This window comes from Corynebacterium sp. SCR221107 (assembly GCF_027886475.1).
GTDB lineage: Bacteria > Actinomycetota > Actinomycetes > Mycobacteriales > Mycobacteriaceae > Corynebacterium.
This window is the reverse complement of record NZ_CP115670.1, coordinates 2788981-2806524: the sequence shown is the minus strand read 5'-3', so window position 1 is coordinate 2806524 and position 17544 is coordinate 2788981. Positions and strand designations below refer to the sequence as shown.

Genomic DNA, 17544 nt, shown 5'->3' with positions numbered 1-17544 from the left:
GTCACTCCTTGGTGACCACCGTCGACAGCGAGTAGCGGTCGGTGCGGTACAGGCTGGTGCACCACTCGATGGGGCGGGCCTCGGATCGGGCCTTCCGGATGACCTTGAGCAAGGGGGTGCCGGGATCGATGTCAAGCAGCCGGGCGACGTCCTCGTCGGCGGCGACCGCCGTGATGATCTGCTCGGCGTCGGTGATAGGTACTGCGTAGTGCGCCTCGAGGATGGAGTAGACGGATTTGTAGATATCGTTTTCGAGCAGGTCAGGCGCGAAGCGGGAGTTGTACCAGGCGTCGTCGATGGCCAGTGGCTCGCCATCGCCTAGGCGCAGGCGGCGCAGGTGGGTGTGCGGGGCATCAGGTGCTGAGTCGAAGAAGACGGAGATTTCGTTCGGCGCGGTGGTCCACGCGGAGGCCAAGATCTTGGAGGTGGCTTCGAGGTTTTGGAGGGCCATTTCTTGGCTGAAGGATGCCAGGTGCTGACGGGCGACCATGGGTGCATGGGCGACGAAGGTGCCTTTGCCGCGCGCGCGACGCAGCAATCCGCTGGCGACGAGGTCGCCGATGGCGCGGCGGACGGTGATGCGGCTTACCCCGTAGGTTTCCTCCAGGATGCGCTCGCCGGGGAGCATGTCACCTGGGCGTAGGTGATCGCGGCAGAGCTCTTCCAATATTTCCCTGAGTTGAGCGTGCTTGGGAGTGCTCGATCCGTCAGTCAGGGCCCTGGCGGGCAACTCCAGCGGAGTATCGACCATGATGATAATCCTAGTCGAACTGGTTATGACCAGCTAGCGCTTTGGGGATAACACACTAATTGTCAGTGGTCACACCCAAACCCTGCAGCATGCGCTGCTCTCGATACCACCGTGGGCCTACCGTGAGCTGCGCAGGGGCCTTGAGTCCAGTCCATTCGCGGCCGCGAGCACGTGTTGAGCCAATAGTGGCACATAAACAAGGTAGGCTCTAGTTTTGTGATTGATCTGAAGTTCCTGCGCGAAAACCCTGATGTTGTCCGCGAGTCCCAGCGCACTCGTGGCGAAGACCCACAGTTGGTTGACCAGCTGATCTCTGCCGACGAGTCTCGTCGTGAGGCTATCCAGGTTGCTGATGAGCTTCGCTCCGAGCAAAAAGCTTTTGGCAAGAAGATCGGCCAGGCCTCCCCGGAGGATCGCCCGGCCCTTCTTGCCGGCTCCGATGAGCTGAAAGCAAAGGTCAAGGAGGCCGAGGAAGCTCAGAAGGCCGCCGAGGCTGCGGTCTTTGAGCTGCAGATGAAGATCTCCAACATTGTGGAAGGCGCGCCCGTAGGAGGCGAGGATGACTACGTTGTCCTCGAGCACGTCGGCGAGCCGAAGAAGTTCGACTTCGAGCCGAAGGACCACCTGGACTTGGGCGAGGCGCTGGGTCTTATCGATACCAAGCGTGGCACGAAGGTCGGCGGCGCCCGCTTCTATTATCTGACCGGCGACGGCGCATTCTTGCAGCTGGGTATGTTGACCTTGGCTGCGCAGAAGGCGCGTGCGCACGGCTTCCAGCTGATGATCCCGCCGGTGCTGGTGCGCCCGGAGGTCATGCAGGGTACCGGCTTCCTCGGGGCGCACGCCGAGGAGATTTACTACCTTGAGCGCGATGACCTGTACTTAGTCGGTACCTCCGAGGTCGCCCTGGCCGGTTACCACCAAGATGAGATCATCGACCTGTCTAAGGGACCGATCCGCTATGCCGGCTGGTCTTCCTGCTTCCGCCGCGAGGCGGGTTCCTATGGCAAGGACACCAAGGGTATCTTGCGCGTCCACCAGTTCGACAAGGTGGAGATGTTTGTCTACTGCAAGCCTGAGGAGGCGGTAGCCCAGCACCAGGAGCTGTTGGCGATGGAGCGCGACATGCTTTCTGCCGTTGAGGTGCCCTATCGCATTATCGACGTCGCCGGCGGGGACTTGGGTTCTTCGGCAGCCCGCAAGTTCGACACCGAGGCGTGGGTGCCTTCGCAGAATACCTACCGCGAGCTGACCTCCACCTCGAACTGCACGACCTTCCAGGCGCGTCGTCTCTCGACCCGCTATCGTGATGAAAACGGCAAGGCACAGACCGCGGCTACCCTCAACGGCACCCTGGCCACCACCCGCTGGCTGGTGGCTATCCTTGAGAACAACCAGCAGGCCGATGGTTCGGTTGTGGTTCCAGAGGCCCTGCGCCCGTTCGTGGGTAAGCAAGTTCTCGAGCCCATCAAGTAGGGGCCGGTGGGCGTCGGCAAGCACAGGCCGGAAGACGAAGAAACGGAGAACGTGGTGACAAACAGCGACAGATGGGAAAAGCGCAGTATCTTCCGGATCCCCAAGGGGACCCCACACTACGCGCTGCATCCCACTGAGGCGCGCGAGCTGCTCTACGGGCGCATCGTCGTGCCCGCAATCAAGCTGGCGATGCGCTTCCAGGGCGTGCAACTCACGCTGGAAGGTTCGGAGAACCTGCCGGCGAAAGGCGGCGCGCTGTTGGCCTACAACCACACGGGTTATCTCGATTTCATCTTCGGCGGAACGTTTGCCGCGCTCAAGGGGCATCGACTCGTGCGTTTCATGGCGAAGAAGGAAATCTTCGAGGGCCCGGTCGTCGGCGCGCTCATGCGCGGCATGCACCACATTCCGGTGGATCGCTCCGCAGGCGCTGCGTCGCTTGACGAGGCGGTGGTGCGCCTGCAGGAAGGCCACCTCGTGGGAATCTTCCCGGAGGCGACGATTTCGCGTTCCTTCGAAATCAAGGACATCAAGACCGGCGCGGTGCGCATCGCCTCGCGCGCGGATGTTCCGCTGATTCCGGTTGCCATGTGGGGCTCGCAGCGGCTGTGGACGAAGGATCATCCGCGCAAGCTCGGCCGTCGCTTCCTACCGGTATGGATCAAAGTCGGTGCCCCGATCGACCCAAGCGGCGACCCCGATGAGGCGACCGCGCGTTTGCGCAGGGCCATGCAGGAGCTTCTCGACGAAGTCCGCGCCGACTACGAAAGTACCTACGGACCGTTCCCGGGTGGCGAGTTCTGGCGCCCAGCGTCGATGGGGGGCTCCGCACCCACCATGGAGCGCGCCGCGGAAATCGATGCGGAAGAGAAGCGACTGCGCGCGCTGCGCAAGGCCGAAAAGGCCGTCCGTCCGAAGAAGTCCGTGCCGGCCAAGCTGGTCGCGCAGGCAAGAAAGCTTCCGGCAAAGGTCGCGGGAATGATCGGGACGCTGCGCCGGCGTTAGCGCATCCATTTGTGTGAATCAAGGAGGACACGTGGGTCAGTTTTTCGCTTCGGGTAGCCCCAAGCTCATCGTCAGCGACGTCGACGGCACCCTCATTGATTCCCGCGAGCGCATCAGCCCGCGCCTGCGCGATGCGCTCGTCCACTTTACTCACGACGGCGGATACTTTGCTTTAGCGACAGGCCGCCCGCCGAGGTGGCTGTTTCCTGTGCTTGAGCAGCTGCCCACGCGGCCTGTCTGCGTGTGCGCCAACGGCGCGGTGTTGTATGACTCCGCCGCCGATCGCATCCTGCGCACCCACGCGCTCGCCCCTCGGCAGTCGCGGGCGATTGTTTGCGCTGCGCGCGAGGCGCTTGCCGACGTCGGCGGTGTCGGCGTTGCCGTCGAGCGCGCAGGCATCTCGGCCTTCGATCGGGAAGCCGAACTCTTCCTCGTCACCCCGGAATATGAGCATGCGTGGGTCAGCGAGGAGCACGGCATCGGCACCGAGGAAGAGGTGCTCTCGCAGCCGGCGATCAAATTGCTCCTGCGCAACGATTCACTCAGCGCGCAGGAAATGTACGACCGCGTGCGCCCAGCCGTGCCCGAGGAGCTAGGGCACGTAACCTTTTCCATCGGTTACGGCCTGCTGGAGGTATCCGCCCCAGGGGTGACCAAGCAAACCGGCGTCGCCGACTTGGCTGAACTGCTTGGCATCGAGGCCACCGACATCGCCGCCTTTGGCGATATGCCCAATGACATCGAGATGCTCTCCTGGTGCGGACTAGGCTGCGCGATGGACAACGCCAAACAGGAAGTCAAAGACGTGGCCAACATTGTCACCAGCAGCAATGATGACTTTGGGGTTGCCAAGATCATCGAGCAATTCCAAGCGAACACGTGAGAAGACCTGCGCCCCAACCGAGTCACTATCGGTTGGGGCGCAGGTATATTGACTCAGCGCCAGTGCGTGCTGCCTGGTACTGACCAGCACGAGGTGATTTTCTTTGTCAGGCCCTTTCGTGGGCTCCGCTGTGCATTGTGGGTAAAGTCCGTGTCGTGGGGCTATTACCCTAACCCTCGATGCGTGCCGAGTCCGCCAGGGAGTCGGAGGCGACGATCACCTGGCCCCGGAAGAAGGCTGGGTAGCGCTTGGAGGTCCAGACCATCAGCGCGGCGCCGAGGCCGAGCACTCCCATGCCGAGGATGAAGACGTTGCCGATGCCGAAGGTAGAAGATCCAGAGCCATATTCCGGGTCCATGCTGTCATAGGCGGTGAGCAGGAACATACCCAGCAGCATCAGCCCACCGAGAAGCGGGCAGATGAACTTGTAGATGAGATCGCGGGTGGACGCCAAAGCCTCGTGGCGGAAGTACCACACGCAGGCGATCGCGGTCATGCCGTAGTAGAAGCAGACCATGAGCCCCAGCGCCGCGATGGTGTCCCAGAGGGCATTCTCACTGATTAAGCGGGTGGCGGTGTAGAAGACGCTGGTTGCCACCACGCTGGCCGCCGTTGCGGTGCTCGGGCTGTGGAAACGAGCGCTGACCTTGGCGAAGCTTGGCGGAAGTGCCTTGTAATAGCCCATGGCAAGCAGGGTGCGTGCCGGGGAGACCATCGTCGACTGCAAGGAGGCGAAGGAGCTGGCGAGGATCGAGATCGACATGACGATCGACCACGGACCCAGCACCGGGCTGGCCAGCGCGGCGAAGATGGACTCCTGATTGTCGGGGTTACCTGCACCCAGGCCCTGGGTGCCCGTGCCGGCCCAGGACACCACGGCGAGCGCGGAGACGATGTAGAGCACGATCGTGATCAGCACGGTGATCGTGGCGGCGCGCGCGGGGGTCTTCGCGGGATTCTTGGTCTCCTCGTTCATAGTCAAGGTGACGTCCCAGCCCCAGAACATGAAGATCGACAGCGAGATTCCGGCGGCGATGACGCTCAGGCCGCCGGCATCCAGCGGATTGAACCACGACAGGCTAATCGGGGTGAAGTCGAATCCGCCGTTGTGATAGGCCTGGTAGAGCGCGAAACCAGCGAACATGCCAAGCGCTACCAACTGGATGATGACGAGAATCGTCTGCAGGTTTTGGGTGGCGTCCATGCCCCGGTAGGCGATGCCGGAGGCGAGTACCAAAAAGAGGATCGTCATCGGGATGTTGATCCATAGGTTGGTGGTCAGATCGGCAAGCTCAGGGCGGCGGAAAACGTCGGCAAGCAAAATGAAAAAGAAGTCGACCGCAACGGCGGCGAGGTTGGAAAGCACGCAGATGGTCGCCGCAATGAGACCCCACCCGGCCATCCACCCAGCCCAGGGGCCAAAGGCCTTGGTCACCCACGTAAAGGTGGTGCCCGAGTCCGGCATTCGGTTGTTGAGCTCGCGGTAGGCGAAGGCCACCAGCAGCATGGGGATGAAGCCGAGGATGAAGATGGCGGGTGCGTACTGGCCAACCGCCGAGATCGTCGGCCCCAGTCCGCTGGTGAGCGTGTAGGAGGGGGCGATGCAGCTAATGCCGATCATCACCGCGCCGAAAAGGCCCACCTTGCCCAGCGCGAGGCCTTTACCCGAGGAGCCCGAGGAACCGGAGGAGACGGAATCGGCGTCGAGCGGGCCGAGGATGACCGGGGCGCCGGTGGGATTGGGTTTATCCAGGATGGTCATGGCACGAACTCACTTTCCATGCAGGGCGAACTGGCCCGCGGGGCACATGATGGCGGGGGTGGGGATGGCGGAGATGAGCTTGGTGGCGAAAGGGCCTGCGGAGACGCGTCCGTCGGAAGCCTCGCGGGTAGAGCCGATGATCGTAATCTCCCCGTCGCGCCAGGTAATCTCCGTGATGGCGTGGCGCAGCGTCTTACCGATTGCCTTCACGAAGGCCATGCGCCCGGATTGCACGAGACCATCGACATCGATGCCCAGCGAGCGCAGGCTTTCTGCTGTGTCCACCACCCCGGTAGAACCCTTGAGGTCATCGCCGACACCGAGGGTGATAACGCGCAGCTCCACGTCGAAGTCTTCGGCGTGCTCGAGCGCGTAGCGAAACAGCTGAAAATCCCCGTGCAGCGGGTCGTACATGCAAGAGACCCTGGATACCAGTGAGGGATCGTTATAGCCCAAGGGGGCCACGGCCACCGGCACCGGCGAACCGGACAACAGGGCGTGGCTGACGGATCCTGCCAGCAGCCGGGTGAAAATAGACGTTTCTGCACTGCCGACCACGATCATCTGGCAGCCCAAGTACTGGGCGGTGGTGGCCAGCGCCTTCGCGCTGCTGCGCCCTGCCACGATGCGGGCCTGGGCGGCAACATCGCCGGGGACGAAGCTCAACGCCTCTGCTAGCCATTCGCTCAATTGCTTTTCGACGATGGGATCCGGGCCCACCGCGTGTGGGTAGGCACCCCCGGAGGTGGCCGGATGCCCGGTCACCATGACTATTTCGACGCTGGTGCCGATGCTTCGGGCAAGCTGGCAGCCGAGCGTGAGCGCGGCCTTGCCTTGTTCGTTGGCGAGGTAGCCAACGAGGATGGGTGATGACATTGCCACACCTTCTCTCGTTTTTTCGAATGTTTGTCGCTTCGCAGCGTGACCGCTGTGGAGGGACCACCCCGCGGGACTTTAGGTGTAAGGCCCGGGCGGCGGCGCTAATAGGGTGTGCGTTGGGAGCAGTGCCGGGGCTAAAAAGCAAGGGTGCAAGGGGGATGAAAACACGCCGAACTTGCATGGTTGCCTGCAAGGCGTGACCGGCTCTCAACTAGACTCAACTAAAGCAACCAAAAATCTATAGGTCAACAGGTAGATGTTGTGGGGGTAGCGGAGAAGCGATTAAGTAGAAACATTTGCGCAGGTGGGGCGGGGGTGCGGTGGGAGCGTGTAGCAGGGGTAAATTTCTATCAATTTATAGGTTTGTGTGGCAATAGTGCCCCCATTGATTGTTATGCTGGTGTCCATGAGCGAGCTTTCCGTCGATCTTCGACCAACCACCGAGTCCGACCGCACCTACATCGCGCGACTAAATTTCCTCACCGACGTCTTCGGCGATGAATCCGCGACACCCAGCGCCCACTTCGTTGATGACTACCACCTCTACGTGGAAAACTGGCGTCCCACAGGCGGTGGATTCATCGCGGTCGATAGCCTCGGCATCCCCTGCGGCGGCATCTGGCTCATCTATGGCACCGAGGAAGAACACGGCTATGGTCATGTCGAGGAAGGAATCCCCGAGCTAGCCATCGCCGTGGAAAACCGCAACCAAGGCCAAGGTCTTGGCACCCGCCTGCTCACGGCCGCGATCGACCAGGTGCGCGAATCCGGCGCGCCGGGAATCTCCCTGTGTGTGGACGACGATAACCCCGGCGCCCACAAGCTCTACCTGCGCATGGGCTTCGAGGAGGTCGCCTACGATTCAGAGCATGGCTACCACGTGCTCGTGCAGCGCTTCTAAACACATGCTCTGCGGGGGGTAACGGGCAGCGCAAGGATGCTGCGGCGCAGGGGCGCAGGGGGCGCAGGGGTGCTGCGGCGGTGGGCGTCGGTAAGCACAAAGGGCAACCGCGTGCCACAAATAACAAGGCAAGAAATGATTAAATGAAATATGCCCAAGTTCGTTCTTGCCATCGACCAAGGAACCACCTCCACCCGTTGCATCATCTACAACGAATCCGGGGTCGGCATAGGTATTGGCCAGCGCGAACACGACCAGATCTTCCCGCGGCAGGGATGGGTCGAACACGATGCAAAACAAATCTGGGACAACACCCGGCTGGTCATCGCCACCGCGATCGCCAACGCGGACATCGATGCCTGCGACATCGCCGCGGTCGGCATCACCAACCAGCGCGAAACCACCGTCGTGTGGGACAAGGCAACCGGCGAGCCCATCTACAACGCCATCGTGTGGCAAGATACCCGCACCGCACGCATCGCCGAAGACCTCGCACTCGCGCAGACCTCCTGGCTGGAACGCACCGGGTTGCTCATCAATTCCTACCCCTCCGGGCCGAAGATCGCATGGATCCTGAACCACGTCCCCCGCGCGCGGGAACGCGCACTGCGCGGCGAGCTGGCCTTCGGCACGATCGATTCCTGGCTGTTATACAAGCTCACCGGGCGACACGAAACCGATGTCACCAACGCCTCGCGCACCCTGCTCATGGATCTCGACACGCTGGCCTGGGATCCGCAGCTGTGCAACCTGCTCGGCGTACCCATGACCATGCTGCCGCGGATACGGTCGAGCGTGGATGACTTCGGCACCATCACCCACCATGGCCCGCTCGAAGGCGTGCCGATCACCGCTGTCCTAGGGGATCAGCAGGCCGCGATGTTCGGGCAGGGGTGTTTCGAACCGGGTCTTGCCAAGTGCACCTACGGCACCGGTCTGTTCCTGCTGCTTAACACCGGTTCGGAGAAGGTCACCAGTGCCAACGGCATGCTGACGACTGTCTGCTACAAGATCAGAAACGAACGACCCGTCTACGCCCTCGAGGGCTCCGTTGCCGTGGGCGGGGCGCTTATCCAGTGGCTGCGCGACAACCTAGGCATCATCAACTCTGCCCCGGAGGTGGAATCCCTGGCGGCCTCTGTGCCTGACAACGGCGGGGTGGCCATCGTACCGGCCTTTTCCGGGCTGTTCGCCCCGCGCTGGGTGCCGGACGCCCACGGCGTGATCACCGGGCTGACCCGCTTTGCCAACAAGGCGCATATCGCCCGCGCCGCCTTAGAGGCCACTGCCATGCAGGTAAGGGAGGTCGCCGACGCGATGGTCGCCGATTCCGAGGTTCCGTTGGAGACCCTGCGGGTGGATGGCGGCATGGTTGCCAACGGGCTGCTTATGCAGCTGCAGGCCGATGTGCTGGGCGTGGACGTGGTGCGCCCCGTCGACATCGAAACCACGGCCAGCGGCGTTGCTTACGCTGCCGGTCTCGGCGCCGGGGTGTGGCAGACCCTCGATGTGATCGCCGAGCATGCCAAAATCGATCGCACCTGGAGCCCGCACATGGATGCGGCCAAGGTGGCCAAGCTGAAAAGCCAGTGGGAGAAAGCCGTGGCCAAAAGCTACTAAGGCTGGCTTGAAGAAAGAATGCTCCCATAAGTTCCTCAGTGCTGCCTACCGCACAGAAGACTAGCTGCAGAGAATCTTTGCCCCCGACCCATGAGCCATCTCCTTCAACAAGACAAGGAGGGCTATTCAACAAAGACGAGGACGGCTTCAGATCCCACAAAAGGAGACCCACCCAAATGGGTAGGCCTCCTTTTCTTTGTGTGGGAGAGCCCAGCGACTAATTGGTCTGAATATCGACCGCGCCGGTCGCTGGGTTGTAGGTGATGTAACCACCCTGGAAGTCGACGCGCTTGAGTCCTCCTGCGTCGTACTCCTGGTTGACCGGCAGGCCGAGCGGGCCGCGGTCGAAGCCTTGAGCCGCCCACGCATCGCCGATGGCACCCCATAGTGCCTGCTGGCCGGTGGAAGAGGAATCCAGCACGATGCCGTTGTCGAACAGCTGGTAGGAGACCGTCTCACCGTTGGCGGCGGCATAGGATGCGACACCGGTGCGAGCGTTGCCCAGGTAGTTGATAAGGGTCGTGGCAGCAGCCAGGTTGTCGGAGTTGCTGAGGAAGTTGCTGACGGCCGTGACCACCGGGATCAGCTGGGAAAGCTTGAGACCATCGGCGATCTGGACGTCGCCAAGCACGGAAACAGTGCCCGGCAGGATCGAGGCGATCGCCAAAGCGACGGAGATCAAGGAACCGAAAGCGGAGGCATCGGTGCTGTTGGAGCTGCTGGCGAGATTGGTCAGCAGGGCGGCGGCGTCGAGACCTGCGGCGTTGTTGACGCCCCCGGTGGTGGTGCCGTTGCTGTTGTTCGGCGCAGTCCCGTTGTCGCCGTTGCTGACAACCGGTGCCTGCGTGTTCGGCGTGGCAGCAGGGCTACCCACCGTCGTCGGCGCAGCCGCGGTCGTTGTCTTCGTCGTGGTGGAACCAGTCGAGCCGGACAGGATGGAGTTGTACTTCTGCTTGGCGATGTCGCGGATATTACCCATCTGTGCATAGCCGTACTGGCCGGGGCAGGCGGTCGTACCGACGTCGCGGTGGGCGAAGATGTTCGGCAGGGTCACGGCCTGGCCGTAGGGGTAGAAGGTGAAGTTCGAGCCCTCAGAGTAGTGGGTATCAGTGCCCTTGGGGTCAAAGCCTGCGACCTTGGCGCGCCAGCCGGCGAGCTCACCGACGGACTGGATCATGGCGGGAGTGGTCTGGGCGGTGTCGTAGTTGCCGATCATGGAGATCGCCCAGGTGTTGGTGTTAAAGCCACCGGCGTGGGCGCCGTGAACGGCCTTGTTTAGCCCGCCGTAGCGGCCCTCGTAGAGGTTGCCGTACTTGTCGGCGAAGGCGTTGTATCCGATGTCGCACCAGCCCAAAGTCTGCGCGTGGTACTGGTAAATGCCACGAACAATGCCCGGGGCCTGGGATTCGGTGTAGTTATTGGAGCCTGCAGTGTGGTGAATGACCACGGCGGAGACGCCGTCGTCATACGTCGGCGAGGAGCAGCGCAGGGACTCGTTGGCGCCCCAGCCCTGGCGGGAGATCACCCGCGGCATGCCGTCGGAATCGGCGGTGAGCTCAATGCCGCCAGCGGGCAGCTGCGATTCGCCGCCGTCCATAAACACTGCCTCGATATCGCTTGCCGACGCTACCCCGGCCGTATCCTCCACGTCCGCAACCGGCTTGATATCGCCGAAGTTGGTCGGCAGTGGAGCGGTGCCGTTGCCCGAAGTGGTGCCTGCGGAATAGTCGGCAGCCGGTGCCTGCTCAGCCGCCGGTGCGGACTCGGCTGGAGCAGCCTCAGCAGGGGTTGCGGACTCTGCCGGAGCAGCCTCTTGTGCAGGAGCAGCCTCTTGTGCAGGAGCAGCAGCATCTTGTGCAGGTGCTGCCTCGGTGGCGGCGGTGTCCGCGAAAAGGTCAACGCCGGAGACCGAGACCTGAACCTTGTGGGTCGGCTCGATGTAGATGAGGTCGGTGCCGTTCTTGGCATTCGGGGAATCGGATGCGTAGTCCAGCGGCGGGGCGCTAAACCACTCGGACCAGGAACCGTCCTCGCGCTGGGAGCGGAAGTAGGCGGCGATGTCCTTCTCGCCAGTCCACGTCAGTGCGAACTGGGAGAACTGCTCTTCTTGGGTGAATTCCTTGACCGTGCGGGGGCCGTCGCCCTCGCCCTGGGCAGCGATCGCGGGGTCATCAACAACAACGTTGGCGCCCGCGGCGAAGCTTTCGGTGTTGGTGGTGGCCGTGACCGGGTCGATGGCCGAGCCTTGGGTTTGCAGGATGCGGTTGGCACCAAGTCCGACGGCGGCGGAGGCTACCAGGGCGGTTGCGAGAACCACCGAAGTGACCGGCCGCGCCTGTGCGGTGCCGAGGCGGCGTCTTTGCAGCACGATAATTGTCTCCCTAATGCAGCGTGGATTGCATCGTCTTGATAAGTGTTGGTGCAGCGGCGCGAGTCAACTCACGTTAATCCGTGCATACTTCAGATCACTCCAGTAAACAGTAGTACACGACTGTGAATATTGAAACGGCTGTGTCGGAAGGTGCTGGGGGTTCGCTGGGTGTTTCCTGGTACCTCGCGCCGTGTCCGCACGGCCGCCGATCGTTCACGCTCGACCGAAAAAACGCCTCTGAGCATGGATAATACGAGGAAAGCCACGGTCGACACTGGCCCTCGCCGTGCTGCTGTGGCAGCGGGGCATCCTTATCCTGTGAGTTTCATGGATGCTGCAGGAAATCCCGCCTTTGCGCGGCATTGGTTGCTTATCGACGCCTAACGGGGGCTGGCCCACAAGCCCACCGGCTATTCCTTATCTATAGGGAATCCATGGGAAGCCACAGGATCGGTCGCGTGGGCTCACCGAGTGCGCGGAAACCTCCAACAGGCGCCGTCTGCCGTTCAGGCGTTTTGGTCGTGCGAACCGGGCTTGCTGCGTTAGGGTCTACGTATGACTGACTTTGACCTAATCGTTGTAGGCTCGGGCCTTTTTGGCCTCACCGTCGCCGAGCGTGCTGCCAGCCAGCTGGACAAGAAGGTGCTCATCGTCGAGCGCCGTAGCCACCTGGGTGGCAACGCCTACTCGGAGGCCGAGCCGGAGACCGGCATCGAGATCCACAAGTACGGCGCACACCTGTTCCATACCTCGAACAAGCGCGTGTGGGACTACGTCAACCAGTTCACCAGCTTCACCGGCTACCAGCACCGCGTGTTTGCCATGCACAATGGCACCGCCTACCAGTTCCCGATGGGGCTCGGCCTGATCAACCAGTTTTTTGGCCGCTACTACTCCCCGGACGAGGCCCGCAAACTCATCGCCGAGCAGGCCAGCGAGATTAACTCCGAGGACGCCACCAACCTGGAGGAAAAAGCCATCTCGCTCATCGGCCGCCCGCTGTATGAGGCCTTCATCCGCGACTACACCGCTAAGCAGTGGCAGACCGACCCGAAGGAGCTACCAGCAGGCAATATCACTCGCCTGCCCGTGCGCTACACCTTCGACAATCGCTACTTCAACGACACCTACGAGGGCCTTCCCGTCGACGGCTATGCCGCGTGGCTGAACACCATGGCCGACCACGACAACATCGAGGTGCGCCTGGATACCGACTGGTTCGAGGTCCGCGACGAGCTGCGCGCGGCCAACCCGGATGCGCCGGTCATCTACACCGGCCCCCTTGATCGCTACTTCGACTACGCCGAAGGCAAGCTCGGCTGGCGCACCCTCGACTTCGAGACCGAGGTCTTGCCCACCGGCGATTTCCAGGGAACCCCGGTCATGAATTACAACGACGCTGAGTATCCCTATACCCGCATCCACGAGTTCCGCCACTTCCACCCGGAGCGCGCGGACAAGTACCCCAGCGACAAGACGGTCATTATGAAGGAGTACTCCCGCTTCGCCGAGGACAGCGACGAGCCGTACTACCCGATCAACACCCCCGACGACCGCGCCAAGCTGGAGGCCTATCGCAAGCTCGCCGCCGCCGAGGCCCGCGAGAACAAGGTGCTGTTCGGCGGGCGGCTTGGCACCTACCAGTACCTCGACATGCACATGGCCATCGCCAGCGCGCTGAGCATGTTCGACAACAAGCTCGCCCCCTACTGGAACGAGGGCGTTGCCCTCGAACAGGAGCGCGGGCACTAGCCAATAGCTTTGTGGCGTCGCAGGTTCGCTTGCGGCGCCGTTTTGCATGTCGCAATGCTTTTCGACGTTCCCACGCGCCGCAGTGCTGGGCGCCTTAAGGACCAGTCAGGACGGCTGCTGTCCGAAAGGAAGTGGCCGATGCTCGCACCAATATGTTTAATTTTTGCGAAAAATTCGACATATCCGCGTGATGTGTCGAATGAATCGACATATCCGAGGCGTGGGTGCCATCGCTTGCTGCGCCCACAATTCAAGGCCCGCAGCTGTATTGCTGCGGGCCTTGGCCTATCTTTGGCACAGGCTCTGGATATCTAGCGTCGTACTATGCGAAGACCTGCTGCGCCTGGGGACGGGAGACGGTGACCTTGTCCTGGCCCGGTAGCGGCCGGGCGGGACCCACGCGCCGGGCGTGAAGTGCGACCACGGAGATCGCCAGCGCGATGACGGTAAACGCCACCAGCGCGCCCAGAGGCTGCCAGTAGGAGGCATCGAGAATGCCGTCGGTGCCGCGGGTGAAGGCCATTTTCGTGTAGGTCATCGGGTGGACGAAGTGGAAGGCCCGCAAAAACGATGGCACCGCCGCGATCGGCCACACGCCACCAAACACCATCACACCGAGCGCGTAGAAGGCAAGGCCCACCGCGCCACCGGCCCCGCGGCCGAACAGGACCTGCAGGAGCTGATACACTGCGGCGCCCGCAGCGGACATCGCCACGATCACCCACGCAACTGCCCCTGGTGAGACCGGATCCCAGCCCAGACCGCGCGAGATCACCGCGAGGATTCCCAGGACCGCGGCGTTGGCCACTGCCTTAACAAGCCAGGCACTCATGACCGCTACGCCGGTGCGTTCGCTACGCCCGAAATAGTAGGGCAGCAACAGGGAAATCAACAGCATGATGAGGAAGCCGAAGACCTGGATGAGTAGCATGGATACGCCGCCGGTGACCTTCTTTGCGGTGGGATCGGTATCGCTGATTACCGTCTGAACCGGATGGGCGTTGGACATGGTAAACGTGATCGGTACCGCCATGTTTTGCGCCGAGGTGTCCGGCTGTGCGATCGCGGGTGCGGCGGCGGCGCCGTCGGCAAGCTTGGTAGACAGCTCGCCGGTGCCATCCTTGAGTTGGTCGAGGCCGTCCTTTAAGGCCGCGCCGCCGGCGCGAAGCTGCCCGGTCCCGTCGGCAAGCTGATGCGCGCCATCCTGCAACTTCAGCACGCCGCTGAGATAGGCGGAGTTCGGGTTGGAAAGGTTGTCATGCAGCAACGCGGTACCGTCGCGCAGCTTGCCCAGCTGTGCCACCATGTTGTCGCTATTGGCAGGATCAAGCTTGCCGACGATTCCAGCGATCTTGTCCGCCTGCTCCACCAGGCCTACCTGCCGCAAGGTCTGTTCGGCCTGGTAGAGCTCCGGGGTGACCTGCTGTGCCTGGGTAAGCATGGGGATTAGCATGTCGGTGAGCTGGGTGACGCCGCCTTCGATCTGGCCGGCACCGTCGGCAAGCTGGGCCGTGCCGTTGACCAAAGAATCCATGCCATTGGCAAGCTGGCCGGCACCATCATCCACCTTGGCGATGCCTTCGACCGCCTGTGCACCGCCTGCCTGCAGCTTCGCGGCACCCTCGTCGAGCTTGCCGGCGCCCTCGGCCGCTTGCCCGAGACCACCGCTGAGCTTGCCAAGGCCGGTTATGACCTTATCGGCGTACTTCTTCGTGATCGCGTTTTCGACGCTAGTCTGCACCTTCGGCGTGAGGCTTGCGGTGATAACGGAGCTGTTGGTTCCGTAGTAGTCATTGGAGGCGAACTCAATCTCCGGGCGCACCGGATTGTCACTGATGATGGTTACGGCCTCCTCGGAGAAGTCCTGGGGAATGGTTACAACCATCATGTACTTGCCCCGGGTAAGGCCTTCCTCCGCGAGGTCGGAGCTGGTAGCGGTGAAGTTGAGATACTCGGTCTCCAGCAGTCCTTCGACGATCTGCTCGCCGTAGTTGGTGTACTCGCCGCCGGCGGTGACGCCGGCATCCTCGTTGACCACGGCGAGCTCAATGTCGCGCATGTACTTTGAAGGGTCCCACATCGCCCACATCATCGTTCCGGCAATGGAAATTGGCGCGACGAGAAGCAGCACGATTCCGATACGTGCAAACACGGAGGAGGGCCGCCAATCGAGAAGTCGATGCCAGCCGAGAAAGCTTTGGGACAAGGGAATCTCCAATCTAGACGCTTAGTTAGGAGAAGATAATAAACACAAGATGATTGAAACGGAAGACCTTTCAAAAAACTTGTTCCCAAGGGGTTGTACCCCATCTGGCCTTGCGTTTTTCTACAGTTCTTCAACTCGGGCAAACCTGAAATTCACCTTTGGGTGGTGAACTTGTGAAGGGTTTGTGAAGAAGGGCGCCCCGCCCGCAATAATTCCACAGTCACAGCATTGTGTTCGGGGTCACAATGGGAGCGAAGGAATCTCCGCAGGGTTTGCGGATATATCAATTCTGTGAAACGCTTAGAAGAATGTAAGAAAGTGGGGTAGGGATTTGCTCCATTTCTCAGAGTGTACAACCTTGTGCTTTTTCATCTCAAAAGGAGACTTCTCTCATGTAGGTTCCCATGTCCAAGCGCCTCTGGGCTGAATTTCTCGGTACCTTCTGGCTTGTCTTCGGTGGCTGTGGCTCCGCCGTCTTAGCTGCCACCGCGCAGACGGATTCTGGCTTCCCAGTTGGTATTGGCTACCTCGGCGTGGCCTTGGCCTTCGGTTTGACCGTGGTGACCGGCGCCTATGCCGTCGGTCATATCTCCGGTGGTCACTTTAACCCTGCTGTGACCCTGGGCTGCTGGGTGGCCAAGCGCATTGAGTCGGCCGCCGTTATTCCGTACATCATTACCCAGCTGGTGGCTGGCATCGTTGCCGGTGGAGTGCTGTATGTCATCGCCTCCGGTGTGGACGGCTTCAGTGCCGTCGAGTCCGGTTTTGCCACCAATGGCTATGGCGACCTGTCGCCGCATGGCTATTCCATGATGGCTGCGCTGCTCATTGAGGTTGTGCCCACTGCGGTCTTCCTCTGGGTGATCCTGGGTGTTACTTCCAAGCGGGCACCGGCTGGTTTCGCGCCGCTGGCCATCGGCCTCACGCTTACGCTGATCCACCTGATCTCCATTCCCGTGGCCAATACCTCCGTGAACCCGGCCCGTTCCCTTGGTGTTGCCGTCTATGCCGGCTCTGAGCCGCTGTCGCAGGTGTGGCTGTTCTTCGTTGCGCCGATCGTGGGTGCCCTGATTGCTGGCTTTAGCCACAACGCACTGACCGGCGACGACGCGTAATATCGCGCCACTACCAGGCACTATGCCGCCTTTTTGTGGGCGGTTTGGTGCCTTTTGTTGTCTTTGAATTGAGGTTGGTGGCCGCGCCGGTGTGATCCTGTGCATGGGGAGGGGGATTTCCGTGCTACGGTGGCTTGTCTATTTATGCATATTCACCCTTATTAATGTAAATTTAAGGTGAACTACATGAACAAGAGGTTGACGAAATGATTGATAAGTTTGCCATCGTGCGCGAGGACCTCCACCGCCGTTACGGCCACGCCTTTGACGCAGAAACGATCGATCGCGTCATCGACGAGGCCATTGAGTCCCACAAGGACGCCAAGATCGCCGACTTTGTTCCCGTGATGGTCGAGCGCGACGCCAGCGAGCGCCTCCACGACCTTGCCGAGGCCAACAGCGCGAACTCGACCTCGCGCAAGGAGATCCTTTACGTCTGCGAGCACAACGCGGGCCGCTCCCAGCTGGCCGCCGCCATCACCCGCCACCTGGCAGGGGACAAGGTGGTCTACCGCTCGGTTGGCCTGCACCCCACCGGCGGTATCAACCCGCAGGTCATCGAGGTGCTCAACGAGCGCGGCATCGACCACCAGCACCTTTATCAGAAGGGTATCGTGCCGCGCGTAGTCCATAGCTCGGACGTGGTTGTGCTCATGGGTGTCGATGAGATCCCGGGCGTTCCTGGCCAGCGCACCGTGAAGTGGGACGTCGCCGACCCCGAGGGTAAGCAACTCCACGAGGTCCGCGCCATCGCCGACGACATCGAGAACCAGGTGCGTGGCCTGCTCAAGGAGCTTCAGGTCGCCTAAGCGCGCCTTGATCT

The 17544-nt window shown here is 61.8% G+C and carries 13 protein-coding genes; 8 read left to right on the top strand and 5 right to left on the bottom strand.

Translation table 11 applies throughout. From position 1 onward, the window contains the following. Nucleotide 1 precedes the first annotated feature (1 nt). Nucleotides 2-751 carry a GntR family transcriptional regulator gene (locus tag PAB09_RS12245; protein WP_271033915.1) on the bottom strand — a complete coding sequence of 250 codons (750 nt, stop codon included), beginning with the start codon at nt 749-751 and terminating at the stop codon, nt 2-4. Between the two features lie 216 nt (nt 752-967). On the opposite strand from PAB09_RS12245, the gene serS reads away from it, so the two are divergent. The 3 genes from serS to PAB09_RS12230 are packed head-to-tail and all read left to right on the top strand — an operon-like array spanning nt 968 to nt 4115. Then, a complete protein-coding gene (gene serS, locus PAB09_RS12240; RefSeq protein ID WP_271033914.1) occupies nt 968-2227 on the top strand; it encodes a serine--tRNA ligase in 1260 nt (419 codons plus the stop codon). Nucleotides 2228-2281: 54 nt separating this feature from the next. Then, complete coding sequence (locus PAB09_RS12235) at nt 2282-3232, top strand: lysophospholipid acyltransferase family protein (protein ID WP_442873763.1); 951 nt, start codon at nt 2282-2284, stop codon at nt 3230-3232. A 31-nt stretch (nt 3233-3263) separates the two neighbouring features. Then, the gene (locus tag PAB09_RS12230; protein ID WP_271033913.1) at nt 3264-4115 is read left to right on the top strand and encodes an HAD family hydrolase; all 852 of its coding nucleotides are present in this window, start codon (nt 3264-3266) and stop codon (nt 4113-4115) included. A gap of 169 nt (nt 4116-4284) precedes the next feature. Here the strand turns inward: PAB09_RS12230 and PAB09_RS12225 are convergent, their stop codons facing one another. Together PAB09_RS12225 and PAB09_RS12220 are read right to left on the bottom strand one after the other, a co-directional pair. Beyond that, entirely contained in the window at nt 4285-5736 is a 1452-nt protein-coding gene (locus PAB09_RS12225; protein WP_271035393.1) for an APC family permease, read from the bottom strand. A 150-nt stretch (nt 5737-5886) separates the two neighbouring features. Continuing rightward, nucleotides 5887-6753 (bottom strand): universal stress protein, encoded by an 867-nt coding sequence (locus PAB09_RS12220; protein ID WP_271033912.1) that lies wholly within the window; start codon nt 6751-6753, stop codon nt 5887-5889. Nucleotides 6754-7162: 409 nt separating this feature from the next. Here PAB09_RS12220 and PAB09_RS12215 point away from each other — a divergent pair, with 409 nt between their 5' ends. Both PAB09_RS12215 and glpK read left to right on the top strand, forming a co-directional pair. After that, nucleotides 7163-7657, top strand: coding sequence for a GNAT family N-acetyltransferase (locus PAB09_RS12215; protein WP_271033911.1), 495 nt, complete (start codon nt 7163-7165; stop codon nt 7655-7657). Nucleotides 7658-7807: 150 nt separating this feature from the next. Continuing rightward, a complete protein-coding gene (glpK, locus tag PAB09_RS12210; RefSeq protein ID WP_271033910.1) occupies nt 7808-9277 on the top strand; it encodes a glycerol kinase GlpK in 1470 nt (489 codons plus the stop codon). A 217-nt stretch (nt 9278-9494) separates the two neighbouring features. Here glpK and PAB09_RS12205 read toward each other — a convergent pair whose 3' ends face one another. Further along, a complete protein-coding gene (locus tag PAB09_RS12205; protein ID WP_271033909.1) occupies nt 9495-11645 on the bottom strand; it encodes an N-acetylmuramoyl-L-alanine amidase in 2151 nt (716 codons plus the stop codon). Nucleotides 11646-12203: 558 nt separating this feature from the next. On the opposite strand from PAB09_RS12205, the gene glf reads away from it, so the two are divergent. Then, the gene (glf, locus tag PAB09_RS12200; RefSeq protein WP_271033908.1) at nt 12204-13400 is read left to right on the top strand and encodes a UDP-galactopyranose mutase; all 1197 of its coding nucleotides are present in this window, start codon (nt 12204-12206) and stop codon (nt 13398-13400) included. 322 nt (nt 13401-13722) lie between these two features. Here the strand turns inward: glf and PAB09_RS12195 are convergent, their stop codons facing one another. Continuing rightward, complete coding sequence (locus PAB09_RS12195; protein WP_271033907.1) at nt 13723-15606, bottom strand: YhgE/Pip family protein; 1884 nt, start codon at nt 15604-15606, stop codon at nt 13723-13725. A 404-nt stretch (nt 15607-16010) separates the two neighbouring features. Between PAB09_RS12195 and aqpZ the strand changes: the two genes are divergently transcribed. Together aqpZ and PAB09_RS12185 are read left to right on the top strand one after the other, a co-directional pair. Next, on the top strand, nt 16011-16721 hold the full coding sequence (gene aqpZ, locus PAB09_RS12190; protein ID WP_271033906.1) for an aquaporin Z: 711 nt from the start codon (nt 16011-16013) through the stop codon (nt 16719-16721). 206 nt (nt 16722-16927) lie between these two features. Beyond that, the gene (locus PAB09_RS12185; protein WP_271033905.1) at nt 16928-17530 is read left to right on the top strand and encodes an arsenate-mycothiol transferase ArsC; all 603 of its coding nucleotides are present in this window, start codon (nt 16928-16930) and stop codon (nt 17528-17530) included. Nucleotides 17531-17544 lie beyond the last annotated feature (14 nt).

Coding starts and splice junctions, on each gene's coding strand:
- PAB09_RS12245 (WP_271033915.1), bottom strand. CDS start 751: ATGGTCGATACTCCGCTGGAGTTGCCCGCCAGGGCCCTGACTGACGGA.
- PAB09_RS12225 (WP_271035393.1), bottom strand. CDS start 5,736: ATGATCGGCATTAGCTGCATCGCCCCCTCCTACACGCTCACCAGCGGA.
- PAB09_RS12220 (WP_271033912.1), bottom strand. CDS start 6,753: ATGTCATCACCCATCCTCGTTGGCTACCTCGCCAACGAACAAGGCAAG.
- PAB09_RS12215 (WP_271033911.1), top strand. CDS start 7,163: ATGAGCGAGCTTTCCGTCGATCTTCGACCAACCACCGAGTCCGACCGC.
- glpK (WP_271033910.1), top strand. CDS start 7,808: ATGCCCAAGTTCGTTCTTGCCATCGACCAAGGAACCACCTCCACCCGT.
- glf (WP_271033908.1), top strand. CDS start 12,204: ATGACTGACTTTGACCTAATCGTTGTAGGCTCGGGCCTTTTTGGCCTC.
- aqpZ (WP_271033906.1), top strand. CDS start 16,011: ATGTCCAAGCGCCTCTGGGCTGAATTTCTCGGTACCTTCTGGCTTGTC.
- PAB09_RS12185 (WP_271033905.1), top strand. CDS start 16,928: ATGATTGATAAGTTTGCCATCGTGCGCGAGGACCTCCACCGCCGTTAC.